Source organism: Flavobacterium sp. TR2 (assembly GCF_025252405.1).
Lineage (GTDB): Bacteria > Bacteroidota > Bacteroidia > Flavobacteriales > Flavobacteriaceae > Flavobacterium.
The window spans coordinates 4,222,081-4,237,511 of record NZ_CP104307.1; the positions used below are offsets into that span (position 1 = coordinate 4,222,081).

The 15,431-nt window shown below is 32.7% G+C and carries 19 protein-coding genes; 6 read left to right on the plus strand and 13 right to left on the minus strand.

The annotated features are described in order from the left end of the window. Positions 1-106: 106 nt before the first annotated feature. The 7 genes from N4T20_RS18205 to N4T20_RS18235 all read right to left on the minus strand — a co-directional run bounded on the left by N4T20_RS18205 (position 107) and on the right by N4T20_RS18235 (position 7,624). Complete coding sequence (locus N4T20_RS18205) at positions 107-1,045, minus strand: FecR family protein (protein ID WP_051885885.1); 939 nt, start codon at positions 1,043-1,045, stop codon at positions 107-109. A 118-nt stretch (positions 1,046-1,163) separates the two neighbouring features. Beyond that, positions 1,164-1,721, minus strand: coding sequence for an RNA polymerase sigma factor (locus N4T20_RS18210; protein WP_070905662.1), 558 nt, complete (start codon positions 1,719-1,721; stop codon positions 1,164-1,166). Positions 1,722-3,629: 1,908 nt separating this feature from the next. Then, complete coding sequence (gene hemA, locus N4T20_RS18215; protein ID WP_035625447.1) at positions 3,630-4,934, minus strand: glutamyl-tRNA reductase; 1,305 nt, start codon at positions 4,932-4,934, stop codon at positions 3,630-3,632. A 256-nt stretch (positions 4,935-5,190) separates the two neighbouring features. Then, positions 5,191-5,784, minus strand: a complete 594-nt coding sequence (locus tag N4T20_RS18220; protein WP_035625449.1) for a hypothetical protein — start codon at positions 5,782-5,784, stop codon at positions 5,191-5,193. A 20-nt stretch (positions 5,785-5,804) separates the two neighbouring features. After that, on the minus strand, positions 5,805-6,239 hold the full coding sequence (locus tag N4T20_RS18225) for a hypothetical protein (RefSeq protein ID WP_035625451.1): 435 nt from the start codon (positions 6,237-6,239) through the stop codon (positions 5,805-5,807). Between the two features lie 128 nt (positions 6,240-6,367). Continuing rightward, positions 6,368-7,207, minus strand: coding sequence for a DUF5777 family beta-barrel protein (locus N4T20_RS18230; protein ID WP_129055924.1), 840 nt, complete (start codon positions 7,205-7,207; stop codon positions 6,368-6,370). Positions 7,208-7,234: 27 nt separating this feature from the next. Continuing rightward, positions 7,235-7,624: an OB-fold protein gene (locus N4T20_RS18235; protein WP_035625455.1), complete on the minus strand. Its 390-nt coding sequence runs from the start codon at positions 7,622-7,624 to the stop codon at positions 7,235-7,237. Positions 7,625-7,791: 167 nt separating this feature from the next. Here N4T20_RS18235 and N4T20_RS18240 point away from each other — a divergent pair, with 167 nt between their 5' ends. From N4T20_RS18240 to hemH, 5 genes are all read left to right on the plus strand, one after another. Next, positions 7,792-8,160 (plus strand): hypothetical protein, encoded by a 369-nt coding sequence (locus N4T20_RS18240; RefSeq protein WP_035625458.1) that lies wholly within the window; start codon positions 7,792-7,794, stop codon positions 8,158-8,160. Positions 8,161-8,174: 14 nt separating this feature from the next. Beyond that, complete coding sequence (locus N4T20_RS18245; protein ID WP_035625460.1) at positions 8,175-8,714, plus strand: YceI family protein; 540 nt, start codon at positions 8,175-8,177, stop codon at positions 8,712-8,714. Between the two features lie 53 nt (positions 8,715-8,767). Continuing rightward, a complete protein-coding gene (locus tag N4T20_RS18250) occupies positions 8,768-9,319 on the plus strand; it encodes a YceI family protein (protein ID WP_035625463.1) in 552 nt (183 codons plus the stop codon). Positions 9,320-9,365: 46 nt separating this feature from the next. Then, the gene (locus N4T20_RS18255) at positions 9,366-10,250 is read left to right on the plus strand and encodes an AraC family transcriptional regulator (RefSeq protein WP_035625466.1); all 885 of its coding nucleotides are present in this window, start codon (positions 9,366-9,368) and stop codon (positions 10,248-10,250) included. A 122-nt stretch (positions 10,251-10,372) separates the two neighbouring features. Further along, positions 10,373-11,386 carry a ferrochelatase gene (hemH, locus tag N4T20_RS18260; RefSeq protein ID WP_035625470.1) on the plus strand — a complete coding sequence of 338 codons (1,014 nt, stop codon included), beginning with the start codon at positions 10,373-10,375 and terminating at the stop codon, positions 11,384-11,386. 40 nt (positions 11,387-11,426) lie between these two features. On the opposite strand, the gene N4T20_RS18265 is transcribed toward hemH, so the two are convergent. Continuing rightward, positions 11,427-11,804 (minus strand): hypothetical protein, encoded by a 378-nt coding sequence (locus N4T20_RS18265; RefSeq protein WP_035625474.1) that lies wholly within the window; start codon positions 11,802-11,804, stop codon positions 11,427-11,429. Between the two features lie 277 nt (positions 11,805-12,081). Between N4T20_RS18265 and N4T20_RS18270 the strand changes: the two genes are divergently transcribed. After that, a complete protein-coding gene (locus tag N4T20_RS18270; protein ID WP_035625477.1) occupies positions 12,082-12,363 on the plus strand; it encodes a hypothetical protein in 282 nt (93 codons plus the stop codon). A gap of 80 nt (positions 12,364-12,443) precedes the next feature. On the opposite strand, the gene N4T20_RS18275 is transcribed toward N4T20_RS18270, so the two are convergent. The 5 genes from N4T20_RS18275 to N4T20_RS18295 are packed head-to-tail and all read right to left on the minus strand — an operon-like array spanning position 12,444 to position 15,395. After that, positions 12,444-12,581, minus strand: coding sequence for a DUF2256 domain-containing protein (locus N4T20_RS18275; protein WP_081912509.1), 138 nt, complete (start codon positions 12,579-12,581; stop codon positions 12,444-12,446). Beyond that, positions 12,568-13,971: a cryptochrome/deoxyribodipyrimidine photo-lyase family protein gene (locus tag N4T20_RS18280; RefSeq protein WP_249965677.1), complete on the minus strand. Its 1,404-nt coding sequence runs from the start codon at positions 13,969-13,971 to the stop codon at positions 12,568-12,570. The genes N4T20_RS18275 and N4T20_RS18280 overlap by 14 nt, the downstream gene beginning before the upstream one ends. A 20-nt stretch (positions 13,972-13,991) precedes the next feature. Continuing rightward, positions 13,992-14,642 carry a flavin reductase family protein gene (locus tag N4T20_RS18285; RefSeq protein ID WP_089052224.1) on the minus strand — a complete coding sequence of 217 codons (651 nt, stop codon included), beginning with the start codon at positions 14,640-14,642 and terminating at the stop codon, positions 13,992-13,994. A gap of 30 nt (positions 14,643-14,672) precedes the next feature. Then, entirely contained in the window at positions 14,673-15,074 is a 402-nt protein-coding gene (locus tag N4T20_RS18290) for a DUF2452 domain-containing protein (protein WP_313771877.1), read from the minus strand. Positions 15,075-15,089: 15 nt separating this feature from the next. Then, the gene (locus tag N4T20_RS18295) at positions 15,090-15,395 is read right to left on the minus strand and encodes a TIGR03643 family protein (protein ID WP_051885892.1); all 306 of its coding nucleotides are present in this window, start codon (positions 15,393-15,395) and stop codon (positions 15,090-15,092) included. Positions 15,396-15,431: the final 36 nt, after the last annotated feature.

Consider the following 15,431-nt stretch of genomic DNA (forward strand, 5'->3'; position numbering starts at 1 on the left):
TTGTTTTATGTTAATTATTTGCAATTAATGTGACCCGATGATTGGTGGCCGCCATGTTCGGGTTTTTTTTATATTTTTTGAGTAGTTTTTCAGTTTTGCATAGGCGCTAGTTTTTACAGGGTTTTAGTTTAATTTTTATGGTGTCATTTTTAATTGTGCTATATTCCATATCATTAATGAAACGAATACTGCTTAAGATTTTTTCGATGTCATTGCCTGAGAAATTTCCACTAATAGTATTGCATTGATAAGGTTTTGAATCCAGTTTCAGTACCACATTGTATTTTCTCTGTAGTGTTAGCAATACCTGATCTATCTGAGCGTGATCAAAAAAGATTCTTCCCTCTCTCCATGCCAGGTAATTTGATGATTCGATATTATTAGATCTTATAAAAGCCCCTGAAACATCATCATAACTCACTCTCTGATTTTTAGTGATAATTTCGGATTTAGATGAATGCTGATCTGTAACTTTTACCTTTCCGGAAACAACCGTTACTGACGCAAGACCTTTTTCATAATTGGTTACAATAAATCTGGTTCCCAGAACCTGCGTTTTAAAATGAGCTGAAGAAATTATAAATGGATGTTTTTCTTTGTGTACAACTTCAAAATAAGCTTCTCCTTTTAAAGTAATTTCTCTGGAATCTTCTCCAAAGTGTTCCGGATAAACTATACTGCTTCCTGAGTTTAAATAAACCACTGAGGAATCAGGTAATCGTACATTTTTTTGCTCACCAAATTGTGCAGCAACAGTAATAAAATGATTCGTTTTAAAAATAGAATTAAAAGTAAACAGCAACGTTCCTAAAAGTATAACAGCCGCAACAGATGCCGAAATTCTATAATAATAGGTTTTCTTTTTTCTTTCTAAACGTTCTTCTATTTTAAGCAAAATACGATCTCCCAAAACATTATCAATATTCTGTTCTGTAATACCGTTATATTGAATTTTGTTAAAATAAGTATCTATTATTTTTTTTTCCTTTTCAGAAGATTTCTCTTCACTGTATCTTTTAAAAAGATGCTTGTACTGTTTTTGCATATGACTATTTAATAAGGTCTTTATTATATAGTACACGAAAAGCAGGCAGCACCTATAAAATTTTTAAAGGATTACAATTTGTTAACATTCTTAACAAAAAGCTTGAAAAGAACTCTAGCTAAGAACAAAAAATAAGGATGGCCAATAATTTAATGAAGTAATCATTTTCTGTCTTTAACATTTTTAAAGCCTTATTAATTTGATTTTCAACTGTACTTACTGATATCTTTTTATATTCAGCAATATCTTTAATGCTCAGCTTTTCATAAAATCTAAGATTAAAGATATCAAGGCACTTAGGAGGTAAAATTTCATGTGCCTTTTGTCTGACTTGCTCAACGATCTGCTCTTTTGGAAATTCAAAAAATTCTTCCTCATCTATCAATTGTATAGATTCTTCTAAAACTTGTAATTCAAAAACTGTTAGTTTCTTATATCTAAGCCTTTTAGCGCATTGGTTTCGAACTGCCTGAAACAAATATGCTGTATAATTTTGAATATCAGTATCATTCATTCGTACCCAAAAGTCAATAAATATTTCCTGAATAATATCTTCTGTTGATTCTTTATCACGCAAAATATTAAAAGCAAAAGAATAAAGGGCTTTCCAGTTCTGCTGGTAAACTTTATTGAAAACAGGTTTTTTGTCTAAAAAAGTATTGTATTCTGCGTTCACTACATTAGTTTTAGTTTACTGCAAAACTATATGGCCCTTACCTAACTTTACTATTTATCAATATGATATTTTTATTAAATTTTTAATTAATCAGAAAACAGGCTTGATAACTTAAAAATGATCTTGATAAAGAGGTAAAATGTTATAATAATAAGTTCTATAGAATCTGTAAGCATAAAATATAAGCCTTTAAGTAATTTTAAAATTAAACTATTAATTTACAGAATGATATAAACATAGTTATCCATTATCTAACCTCCTGAATCTTTCTAGGCATATGGATTTTAATCTTTGAGAATGACTTTTTTGTTAAATACTTTTATGACTGCACTTTATTGTATTAAAGATGCTGGACACTCAGATTTGGATCACAAAATTGAATTAATTCCATTCGATAAGTTAGAGTCATTTTAAAAAAAATATTTATATTAAGAAATCTTAAGTTTTTAAAAAGTATAAATGAAGTACTGTTAAAGGAACTACAATTAAAACTAAATGAAAAGACAATTAAATAATTTACGCTCATGAATTTTTACATCAATCCCCAACGGAACATCCAAACCAAATTCATAAAGCCAATGGAAGAAAGACACTAAATATAGTAAGCTAATCTCTTCAAACCTCCATAAATTTTGTTGAAATTTATCCCGTTCCTGTCACCACACTGCCAAAAGGCGCCAATTGAAGACAATTGACGCCTTTTTTATTATACTTTATAAATTTATTAGTCTAAAGAGCCGCACTATGCTATATTTTATTGCATCAGTATTAAAAGGTGCGTATTTAGTAGTTCTGAAAGATACGTTCCAATGTTTAGATTCTTCATTTATTCTTTGCCGAAAGTACTAATAGCTTTAAGAGAATTGCAGCGTATGATATTAAAAAAAGTGATAATTTACAAAAAATACAACAATTGGCTTCGAATATGCATTTTTCAAAAGATAAAATAGGACCTTTAGGCGGCCCTTAGCCCTGATAACAGTGAAAATCTTTTTGTGCCAGTGTTCTGCGCAAAAGATTGGAACATAAAGCGGTAAGAGCTCCAAATAATAATAATAATAATAATAATAATAATAATAATAATAATAATAATAATAATAATAATAATAATAATAATAATAATAATAATAATAATAATAATAATAATAAACCTAAAAAATAATATTATCTACAATTGACGATGCTCACCACTCCAAAATAAATTCCGCCAACAACTCTTAACGCCTGATTAACTCAATACTCGATTACTCAAGCCCTGCAGAACGCTCCCGGCTTTTGTACAATCAAAAATAGAAAAACTTTATTTTTTCGACAGCAAAACAAAGATCCCTAAATGTCCGAAAATAGCTATTGCGTGCATTTAAATCGGCATAAGCGCAATGTTGAATCCTAGCATAAACCACAATCACAGCCCTTATCTTCATTATTTCTTCAATATCCCGATAACTTAAAGTAAACCTAACTTTAAAATATACTGCCAGCAGAATAATTGACTGAGGATAACAATGAACTTCGGTATTCATTTTTCGCTAGGTTTAAAATTATAAAGATAAAGTTATCCTAATGCGACAGAACCATTTTTTTCGATTTAAGACATTGTAAAATAAAAAAACAGCGCGAACGGCTGTTTTAATTTTTATGCGATATTACTATAAATCTATGATTTTCTTTAAATGTTAGATAGAATAATTAACCATCAATACATCTGGTATATTATCATAATACATTTTCTTGAGATTAAAATTTTTAGATACTTAAACTTCTTCCACTATCAATAATTTTCCCAGAACCAGCTGTGTGATCATTTAGAAAAATTTGGGCATCATTTTCAGTGTTGCTAAATCAGCATTATCTTTAGAAAGTTATACTTTTAAAATTCCAGAATTAAGGCCTATTATTTTAGAATTTTTATGAAAGTTTAATTTTATATTTTTCTTCTGCTGATGAAGGGCTTATTTTCTGCGTAAACTGTCCAATTTGGAACACTTTTTCAATAAACTCGATCTTTTGATCCAAGGAATTATTTTCATTTTTTAAGTGGACTGCAAAATGGTTTGTTAATTTTTGAATAATTCTGGAACTGATTAAATCCATTTGAACTTCATCAAAATTGATTATTTTCTTTTTTTGAAAAGCAAATTCAGCCGATACAATATCATTTAGTTTCGCTTTCAATGCATGGATGGTTGGCGCACATTTTCGGCCGTTTACCCAGGTATTCAGTTCTAATTTCAGATCATCAATAATAGCTTCTGCAGCTGGAATATGCTGTTTTCTTCTTTCCAGCGTGTCATCAGTAATTTGAGATAAATAATCCAGATGTATTAAAGTTACACCGGGTATTTCTTCTACATTAGTATTTACATTCCGTGGAATGGATAAGTCCAGAATCAATAATGGTTTATGTAAAGCAAGCGATGTTTTGTCAATAGTCGGGTTTTGTGCTCCTGTAGCTACAACCAGCACATCTGCCTGCTGTAGTTCTTCTTTCAAATCGTCGTAATCTTTTACAATAATATTGAGTTTTCCTGCCAATAATTCGGCTTTGTTTTTTGTTCTGTTTATAAGAGTAATATGGCTGTTTTTAGTATGTTTTACTAAGTTTTCACAAGTATTTCTTCCTATTTTTCCTGTTCCGAATAACAAAATATTTTTATTTTCAATATCTGCCACATTTCGTATAATATACTGCACTGATGCAAAAGAAACGGATGTTGCACCAGAAGAAATTTTAGTCTCTGTTTTAACTTTTTTGCTCGCTTGAATAACAGTATTTACCAAACGGTCCAGAAAAGTGTTTACCAAACCTTCTTGTTTACTATGATTAAAAGCGATTTTAATTTGGCTGATAATTTCGAAATCGCCCAGAATCTGACTGTCTAAACCTGTCCCTACCCTAAACATATGATTAACAGCTTCTTCATTCTTATATATATAAGCAGCCTGCTGAAACTCTTCAACAGAACCATTGCTATTTTCGCAAAGCAATTTGATGAGTTCATAAGGATGATGGGCAAAACCATAAATTTCAGTTCTATTACAAGTAGAAGTCACGATTAATGATTCTAAGCCTTCTGCTCTGGCTTGCATCAATAAATCAGATTGTGCTTGAGTATCTAAACTAAATTTTCCTCTAATTTCTGCATCTGCTTTCTTATAGCTTAGCCCTAATGCGTAAAAAGTGGTGGAACTGGACATATTAAAATTTTCCATATTTATGCTTTCCTTAAAAAGTTCAAAAAATTATTACTGACTAATTTATATATAACAACGCTAGAAGGACTTAATATATCGCTGTGGAATAAATTGATTCAAATTGGCAATTTTATATAATTTCCTGCCATTATACATTACATGAGAGTTTCAAAATATTTATATACTGATTCTATAATATTGTAAAGAATCCGGCACCGTAATAGTATTGAAATATAAAACGCTGCCTTTTTCAGGCAGCGTTTTGAGAAGAAAATTATTTTTGAACTATAGGAGTTCTCAATGATTCTAAAACAGCAACTATATCAGTATAAAGCTCTGTATTTGAAGCAACACCATTTGCATTGGCTGCAGCTCCAACATATCCTTCAAATTTTGTATAATCTGCACTGCTGGATTTTGTTCCCATACGAGGGTTTTTTGCAGGATCATGCGCCGCTGACATACTCAAGCCTGAATATGTATTTACAGCATTGGTACCTCCAGTGTTAAATGAAAAGAAATCAGTCAGATTATCTGATAATTTAGCAATATTGGTAGACTGGGTAGTTCCCGTTTCTGCTAATAAAGGAGCAAAATGTGCCTGCAGATTCCCTGAAGCATTCGATTGGATATCAGCAACAATCAATCCGATAGTTGAATTTACCACTTTGCGGAAACTCAAACGTCCCTGCTCAATCATCTGGCCGGAATTATCAGGATCAGAAACCATTTTAGTCCCGCCTAAGCGTTCATAAATTGATGCCTTTACAGGAGGTGCAGGGGTTTCGTCGTCATTACTGCTGCAGGAAATCATAGCTGCAGATGCAGCAAGCAATACACTAAGTGTAAGTTTTGAATAAATTTTCATAAATTTAAGGTATTAAAGGGTTAATTAAAAAAACGATTTATTTTTTGAGATAATTTATAACTCAAGCTATTTTGATTCATTGGGCAGACTTCTTTGTTTGCTAAATTTGCAGGTAGAATATAACGCTTAGCATCATAGTGTCTTTTAGACATCAACTCATTGAAAACTTTCTGTGAGTTTGTAATTTTATTATTGTGGAAATACACCACAACATTTCTTTTAACTATTATAGAGTCAGATGTCAGGCCTTTTATACTTCTTAAATCGGCACAGATTTGTCTGGCCTGCAGAGAATCGATATCTGATTGAAAATCGATTCTGCTTACCTGCAGATTTGGCGTATCATAAACGGGTGGTTTTACTGTTATAATGTGAAAAAGCAAAATGGCAATAAATAGCCCAAATATTCCGCTTAGTATAAAAAGTCCCTTTTTGATTATTTTATTAATTTTCATAATTTTTATGTTTTTAAAATTATCTACGTCTACTTAATCGCTGCGGTTTTAGAAATACTTGCAAATTGATCAATTTAGAATCGTTTTAAATACAGAAATTACCTAATAATTTAATAATAAAGGAGATACTAGAAAACTCTGGCAAGATTAAATCCAAAAAATATATCTCCTTTTCTCCAATCGCCTGTTGTTCTTCCCAGATATCCAGCTTCATCAATTGCCTGTGAACTGGTAAAATGCATCTGGAAAGCATGCCCGCCTGTTTCTAAATCAAAACCGATAGACAGCGGGTTTTTATAAAGAGAATTCTGTGCCCTGTTTAAATGCGCTGCATAATCCATATTTAAAGACCAGCGTTTGGCGAATTTATATCTTCCTCCAAAACCTATAGCATATTGAGTATTGCTTTGGTCAACGTCGTCAACAAAATTCTGGTGAAAGAATGACGGCACAATTTCTAAAGACAGCTTTTCAGAAAATTTTCTGGAAATCAGCAGCTGTGCTACATAAGTAAGCCTGTCTTTAAATTCAAGTTTAGGGTACAAGCTTTCTTTTAACGTGTTATTAATAGACAAACTATTGAACCCGGCTATAGTGACGGGAAAACCATCTTTTATTTGAGGTAATAGCATATACTTTGTTGCAAAGTCATATGCAAATTCACTTCTGGCCGCACTTACATTAAGTCCATTTGTCAAACCGTAAATAAATTTAATTTGTGTATTGGCATTATCCAGTCCGTAGAAACCTTCAAAACCATCTTTAATGGATCCGAATCGGTGTGCAACAACAAAATACAAATCACCTTTTGCGGCCAATTTTGTAGACTCAAGATTAACAATTTTCAGGGCTTTGAATGCAGATGTCACTTTTTCTTTTGTAGAAGGAGTTTCTACTCCAGAGAGCAAATCGGTTTGGGAGAAGCTTAACAGCGGAAATAAAAAAAATAATAGAATAAAGTTTTTCATGAGGTTAGTTTTAAATTGTTATTTGTATTAGTGTACAACTGAAGATTGGTCTATTTTAAATTCCTGGAGCAATTCGTCATATCCTAAAAAACGCCCTTTAATCTTGAGAGTTTTCCCGGATGTAATATTTTGAGGCAAACGGTTTTTGAATGTCACAAATATTTTTTCGCTCATAACAATTCCATTACCAGCTTTATCAATACTTGTTACTGGTGCAGATAATTCAATTGTTTTGTCCTGATATTTGATGTAAGCCAGACTATCGTTTGAAGCAAACTCTCTTTCTAGTTCGTTAACGGTTACAACATAATCGGCAGTTTCTGATTCTATATCCCTATGCCCTTTGTAGATGTAGAAGAAAGACAAAATTCCGATTATTATAAAAAGGGAAATTGTAGTTAGTATTTTTTTTCTCATAACTGTTTTTTAGTATTTGGATTATCTACGTTAAAAAATACCTATTGGATTTAAACCATTAAATATGCCTTTTGTTAAATCTGTATTATGCTTTTCAACGTATATGATTTTGAAATGCCTGATGATTCTTAAAATCATGCCTTTATTTATAACTAAAAACCAATCTTATGAATCTAAAAACACTTTTCGTTATCTCATCATTAGCTTCAATCTTTGTAAGCTGCGCCAACGATGATCCAAGCACCTTAATGGACCCCACACCCATTAATGGTCTGGCAACGTACAGCCAAAATGTAAAATCTATTATTGATAATAACTGTGTTGTATGCCATGCAGCAGTTCCTAAAAATGGAGCGCCTATGTCCTTAGTTACTTATGATCAGGTGAAAAATGCAGTTTTAAATCGAGGATTGCTTACACGAATTTCTTTAGAAAATGGAGATAGTTCCTTAATGCCGCAGGGCGGACCAAGATTACCTCAAACCACTATAGATATTATAAATAAATGGAATCAGGATGGATTATTAGAAAAATAATCTAGAACAAGATCATGAGGAAAATCATAATAATGCCAATGCTATTGGCTTCTTTTATTGTTTTTTCGCAAGAAAAAATAGTAACTAAATCTGCAGCAATAACGCTCGAAGCTTCAGTACCTTCTTTTCAGCCGGTTGCAGGAACTAACAGCAATGTAACTTTTGTTTTAAATCCCGCAACAGGAGAAGTGGCAAGCCTTGCTTTAATGAAAGGATTCCAATTTGAAATGGCTTTGATGGAAGAACATTTTAATGAAAATTACATGGAAACCGATAAGTATCCAAAAGCCGTTTTTAGAGGCCAAATTGAGGGGTTCGACATTAAAAGTCTAACAGAAGATTATAAAGATTATATCATAAAAGGGAAGTTAGAACTTCACGGTAAATCTAAAGATATAAAAGCCGCTGCAAAAATTACCAAGACGGGGCCGCGAATCACCATCATTTCTGATTTCGCCGTAAATGCCAGTGATTTTAGCATCCCTATCCCATCGCTTATTAAGTATAAACTGGACGATAAGGTAAAGGTTCAAATTATTGCGGTTTTAAAATAAATGCTAAACCAGATAAATCTTATCCACTAAAAACAATGTAAAGCCAAAAAACTATGAAAAAAAACATACTCATTGCAATGCTATATGTCTGCGCTATTGGCCTCTCACAAGAAAAAATGATCAGTAAATCAGGAAAAATTACTTTTGAAGCATCCGTTGCTTCTTTTGAAGAAGTCAAGGCCACAAATACTAATGTTACTTTTGTCCTGAATCCTGCAACGGGCGAAATTGCAAGTTTAGCCTTAATGAAAGGATTTCGATTTAAAGTCGCTTTGATGGAAGAACATTTCAATGAAAATTATATTGAAAGTGACCGCTATCCAAAAGCATTCTTTAAAGGAAAAATAGAAGGATTTGATCTTCAGAGCCTAACGGTAAATCCTAAAGATTTTATCATTAAGGGTAAATTGGAACTTCACGGAAAATCTAAGGATGTAAGCACCACAGCAAGGATAAGCAAATCAATATCAGGAGTTAGTATTTTATCTGATTTTAGTGTAAATGCCAGTGATTTTAATATTGCAATACCAAGCCTTGTTAAAAGCAAAGTTTCTAATAAAATAAACATTCAAGTTGCAGCAGTATTAGGAGCAAACAGACAATAACTACCAAAAAAACTTAAAAAGTCAATTATTCATTATATCAAAAAAAATGGAGGAAGAAACGAAAATTGAAGACGACTTTACCCTTATACGCTTTCAGAATGACAGTTCAGAGCCTTTTTTTGCCAACCGTGAGCTGGGAAGTGATATGATTCAGTTTCATTTCGGACTGAAAGGCAATAGCAATTTTTTGTTCAGTCAGGGTAGTTATACTTTAGAATTGAAAGAGGAAAAATCCCTGCTTTTGTATAATCCTAAAAAGCAGACATCACTTCATTTAGAACTTGCTCCAAATTCATGGGTGATTTCTATTATCGTCTCGATTAAGAAATTTCACGCGCTGTTTTCTACTCAAGCAGATTATATTACTTTATTAAGTGCTGATAATAACAACCAAAAGTATTCTACTGAAGCAAATATCAGTCCCCCGATGGCAATTGTTTTAAGCCAGCTGTTTCATTATAACTTTCATCCTTCTATAAAAAACCTTTATTACAAAGCAAAAGGATATGAACTGCTGAGTTTGTATTTTAACAGGTCTGAGAATCCAAGTGCACAACATTGTCCGTTTTTAATTGATCAGGACAATGTTTTGAAAATCAGAAAAGCCAAAGAAATTATTATTGCAAATATGAATGAACCCCCTGGTTTACAGGAATTGGCAGATGAAATTGGCCTTAATATGAAAAAACTAAAAATAGGTTTCAAACAAATATACGGTGATACTGTCTATGGTTTTCTGTTTGATTACAAAATGGATTGCGCCAGAAAACTGCTTGACAGCGGCTGCTACAATGTAAATGAAGTGGGCTTAAAAATAGGTTACAGCACCGGAAGCCACTTCATTGCGGGATTCAAGAAAAAATTTGCCACAACTCCAAAAAAATATCTGATGTCGATTAATACCAATTTTAAAACAGTATCGATTTTGTAAATTGCAGTATAAATAAAAAATAATATTACTCATATTTCTAAATGGCAGCAAATGCTACTTTTAGAAAAAATTCAAACAACAAATACTTAAAGCTTAAAGCTTAACTAAAAAGCAAAAAAATAATGAAAGGCGTATTAATAGTAAATTTGGGATCTCCCGAAAGTCCAACACCAAAAGATGTAAAGCCGTATTTAGATGAATTTTTAATGGATAAATACGTGATCGATGTTCCGTATTTATTGAGAGCTTTATTAGTCCGAGGCATCATCTTAAGAAAAAGACCCAAAGAATCGGCACATGCTTATGCAAAAATCTGGTGGGACGAAGGTTCGCCCCTTGTAGTGCTTTCAGAACGAATGCAGAAGAAAGTACAACCATTGGTAAATGTACCGGTTGCACTGGCAATGCGCTACGGAAGCATGACCATCGAGAAAGGCCTCCAGGAATTACACGATAAAGGCGTTAGCGAAGTAATGCTTTTCCCACTGTATCCGCAATATGCAATGGCTTCTACTCTAACCATTTTAGTAAAGGCAGAGGAAATCAGAAAGAAGAAATTTCCACAGATGACTTTTACCAATGTTGCTGCTTTTTACAACAAACCGGATTATATCAAAAATCTGGCAGATTCAATTCAGAAACATTTAGCTGGATTTCCATACGATCATTTATTGTTTTCGTATCACGGAATTCCAGAACGTCATATACGAAAAACCGATGTAACCAAATCGCATTGCAAAATTGACGGTTCTTGCTGTAACACACCTTCACCAGCGCATGATTTCTGTTATCGTCATCAATGTTATGAAACGACAAAACAAGTAGTAAAATTATTAGGTCTCCCAGAAGATAAATACAGCTTAACTTTCCAGTCCCGATTGGCTGGAGATAAATGGCTGGAGCCTTATACCGATATTGAAATTGATAAAATGCCGGCAAAAGGAATTAAAAATCTGGCTGTGGTAACACCGGCTTTCGTTTCGGATTGTTTAGAAACGCTCGAAGAAATTGCCATGCGTGCCAGAGAAGATTTTGAGAAAAATGGAGAAGAAAATTTCTTGGCCGTTCCTTGTTTGAATGACGACGACCAGTGGTGCCAGACTGTTGGTAACTGGATTAATGACTGGGCTGAATAATACTAAAATAGCAATATCGAGATATTGGACCTCCCATCATTCATATATCCGTTCGCCTCTTTATACAAATGAACTTCGATAATTCTTCTGTCGAAGCATTCAGTGATTCGGCAGATTGAATAATCAAAAGTAAAATTTCTTTCAACTCATTATTTCCAAGATTTACATCTTCACACAACAATTTTGAAAGACCCAGGATATTGGCAACGGACTTTCTAACCTTGTGAGAAATTGCAAACATCATCTGCTCTAAACCACTGTTAAATTCTTCCATGTTCAACTCCTTTTCTTTTTCTCTGATGTTCAAATTTACATTAGCAATTTTTAAATCTTTAGTACATCTTTGCAATTCTTCGTGATTAAAAATAAGTTCTTGCTTCGCTTTTTTTAACTTATCTAATATAATATCCTGATCCATAATTTACGATTAATAAAGTTAGTTAAAAGTATAACATTTAAAACGACTTTTCTTACCTAAGTACGTCTAACATCAATTAGATTCTAAATTCCCCGCTTTTTATTTCGATGTTTTGTTATTAATTGATTTTGAGAGTTAAAAAAAAATATTTTAAAAAGTAAATATTTACTCTGGAAAGTAATTTTGTTTAATATTCTAATTCTGTACTAATTATCTTGGTAACTTTTTAAAGTTTTAAAATAGAATTATTTTGCATAATTTTAAGTAAAACTATTTTATGTATAACAAGTTTACTATTTCTGAAATCATTCTTAATATACTGGCACAAAGCCCTGAAAAAACTTGCCCTTTTGAAGATTTAACCAGTATGGTTATTGCTTGTTTGAATGAATCCCTACAAGAGAGTTTATTTATCCAAAGGTCAAATCAGGCAAAAGTCTTAGATGCATTAATAATGCTAGATAGTGAAGGTCTTATTATTTTAGATTCAGCTACAGATGCAAGCATTATAACTATTAAGGGACTAATAAATATAAGAAGCAAAAGCTTTCTAAATTGATAAACAGTCTTTTTTGACTTTCTTAAATATATTACCCATTAATACCTTTGTTAAAGAACTAGTACCAGTATAAATATCATTTATCTGCTTATTCTGCATTTATCACTGCAATATTTCACTTCGTCCCAGATTTTTTCCCATTTTTTTCTCCACGCAAATGGGCTCTGGCAAACAATGCAGATTTTAGTGGGCAGGTTTTGTTTTTTAACTCCTCTCATTTTTTTGTTTATTTCTAAAACTCCAAACAATATCACTGGCGTATTTTCGAGTTTGTTCTATGTCAACTATAGGCTCTGGATAATCTCTACCTATTTCGCATTTGTAAAATTGCTGCTCAATAAGATTTAATTTCCATGGTTCATGAATTAATTGTGGTGGAATTTCAGCCAGCTCAGGCAGCCATTTCTTTATAAATATGCCCTCTGAATCGTGCTGCTGTGAATTTTTTACGGGATTATAAATTCTAATGGTATTGCCTGTTGTTGTACCGGCCTGCATCTGAATCTGCGGATAATGAATTCCGGGTTCATAATCTAAAAACTGTCTTGCCAAGAAATGAAGGTCCCGCCAGTCCTGCCACAAATTGAATGTAAAAAAGGAAACCAGCATGGCACGCATTCTAAAGTTGATATAACCTGTCTGGACTAAACATCGCATACAGGCATCAACAATAGGAACGCCGGTTTTACCTTCCTGCCAGGCTTTTATATAGATTTCGTTTTTTGGCTTGACCAAGGAATCGTAATCTTTGTTTATATTTTCAAATTCAATTTGACAGTCATTTTCAAATTTTTGCATAAAATGGCAATGCCAGTGAAGTCTGGAAACAAAATTTAGCATGGCTCTTTTGTTGTATGATGTTTCATAAAACTGATTGGTATATTGATACACCATTCGCATGCTTATGTTTCCATAGGTTAAATAAGGCGATAAACGGCTGCAGCCTTTTCGACTTAAAGCTGGTTTGGAAATGTGCTTGCTGTAATTTACGTGTCTTTCTTTTGCAAAACTTTCTAAATATCGCCAGGCCCAATATTCGCCACCTTGTTGAAAATTTTTATTTCGGTTTGTAATTTCATTCGAAAGTACTCTTCCTTTTAGTTTTTGATAAAAATCAGGATCTAAATTTTCAAATTTAAAAGTATTCAGGTCAATCATTTTAGGAATTGCGCGCATTGTTTCTTCCCAGCGCTTATCCCAATCTTGTTTTGATCGCAGCTTTCTGATAACACCATGGAGCTGAGATTGTTTCCAAAGAATTTTATGATCATCAAAAAAAAACTGCATGGCAATATCCCTGTCAAAAGTGACTTTGTTGCCAATTTCCTGATGCGAAAACACTGTTTGAACCTCATAAAGACTGCATAAGTGCTCAAAAACAGTCTGGACTTGGTTATGAAAATAATAAATCTGCGCAGCAAATGATTTTAATTTAGACTGCATTTCCTTTAAGGATTCATAAACAAACCGCCAATGACGGACATCAGCATCATCGCAAGTCATTATTGAGGGTTCAAAAAAATAAACCAAAAGAAGAGGGATATTTTCCTGCTGTGCCATAAAAAGAGGTTCGTGATCTGTAAAACGCAGATCACGTTTGAACCACATAATATTTATCTTTTTTTTATTCAACTTTTAAGCAGTGATTTAATTTCCTTATCGGGCTTTGCATAGCTAAATCGGTCTAACTGCATGGTTTTATGATAGCTGTCCAGACCGGAACAAGTAACGGTATTGGCTTTTTCTAAATCGAGGAAACCATCCTCAGACAAGCAGTCTTCGGGAATAAAAATCTGGACTATTTCCCCGATAATCATAGTAGTATTATTGATTGAAATGGCTGTTTTTTCTTTAAATTTAATGCCTAACTGTACGTTGCTTTCGAGTACAAAAGGAGCTGGAAAGTTATTTTTATATTCCGCACTGAGTCCTGCAGCATCAAATTCTGAAATTTCTTTATTGTATCTCGCTGATGTCTGATGTGCCTGCTTGTAGATCTGTTCATTGATATGATTAATGGTATAGAATCCTGTATCTAAAATATTTCTCATGGTATCACGCTCGGGCGGGCTGGGGCGAAAAATCATACCTATTAATGGAGGATTTGCTCCAATATGAAAAAAAGAACTAAAAATGGATAAATTAGTATTTCCCTGTACATCAGAAGTTCCTACCAATGCCACACTTTTAAAACCGCCTAAACTATTGATTAAATGCACGGCAGTTTGCTTTTCCATTTTTTCCAGATCACTGGTTTTAAAATTTATTTTGTTTTTCATTAGTAGAAATTTATTAAAAAATGCAACTTTTCAATTGATGAGTATCCATTTTTTATCACTGTTAAGTCTAAAAGTAGCAATATGTTCCTTATTCCATTCTTTGGGTCCTATAAGTGAGAGAAAATCAAAACCGTCTGCATCTTTATATAAGTGATATATTTCACCTACAATAGGTTCAAAAGAAAATCTGGCATTGTATACCAATTCATTCCATTGGAATTCTTCGATTAAATCCTGGTATTGCATTTTTAGTTCATTGAATTTACTTTCAAACTCTTTGTTTACCTTATTTAGGCCCATGCCTTTCCATCCTGCTAAATCATCTGCTTTTATTACCGGTGCGCCAACATTTGTAGCATATGGCAATAGGCTTGCATTATAACCATGCTCAGAAGAAAATACTACATTATCGGGTTTATCTTTTTTTATCATCTTCGAATATTTTTATTAACGCTTAGATATTTTATTATTTGAAATTGCTCTTTGCCTGTTACATTTAAATCTTTCTATTGTTTCGGCTCTCTTTGCAGCGTGTTTTGTTTTACAATTTTCAACTCGAATGCGCCATAATTTATAACTGCTGAATTTTAGCTCTTTTTTCATTAAAGCTTTCACATCGGCTTCTGAAAGATGAAATTGAAATTTTATTGCATCAAAAGGTGTTCGGTCTTCCCATGCCATTTCTATAATTCTATCGATCTGAATTTCATTCATTACACCATTATCGATTTTTACAATGATTGACTTTATCATATTTTGTTTAACAGTTATTAAATAACATTAAACAAA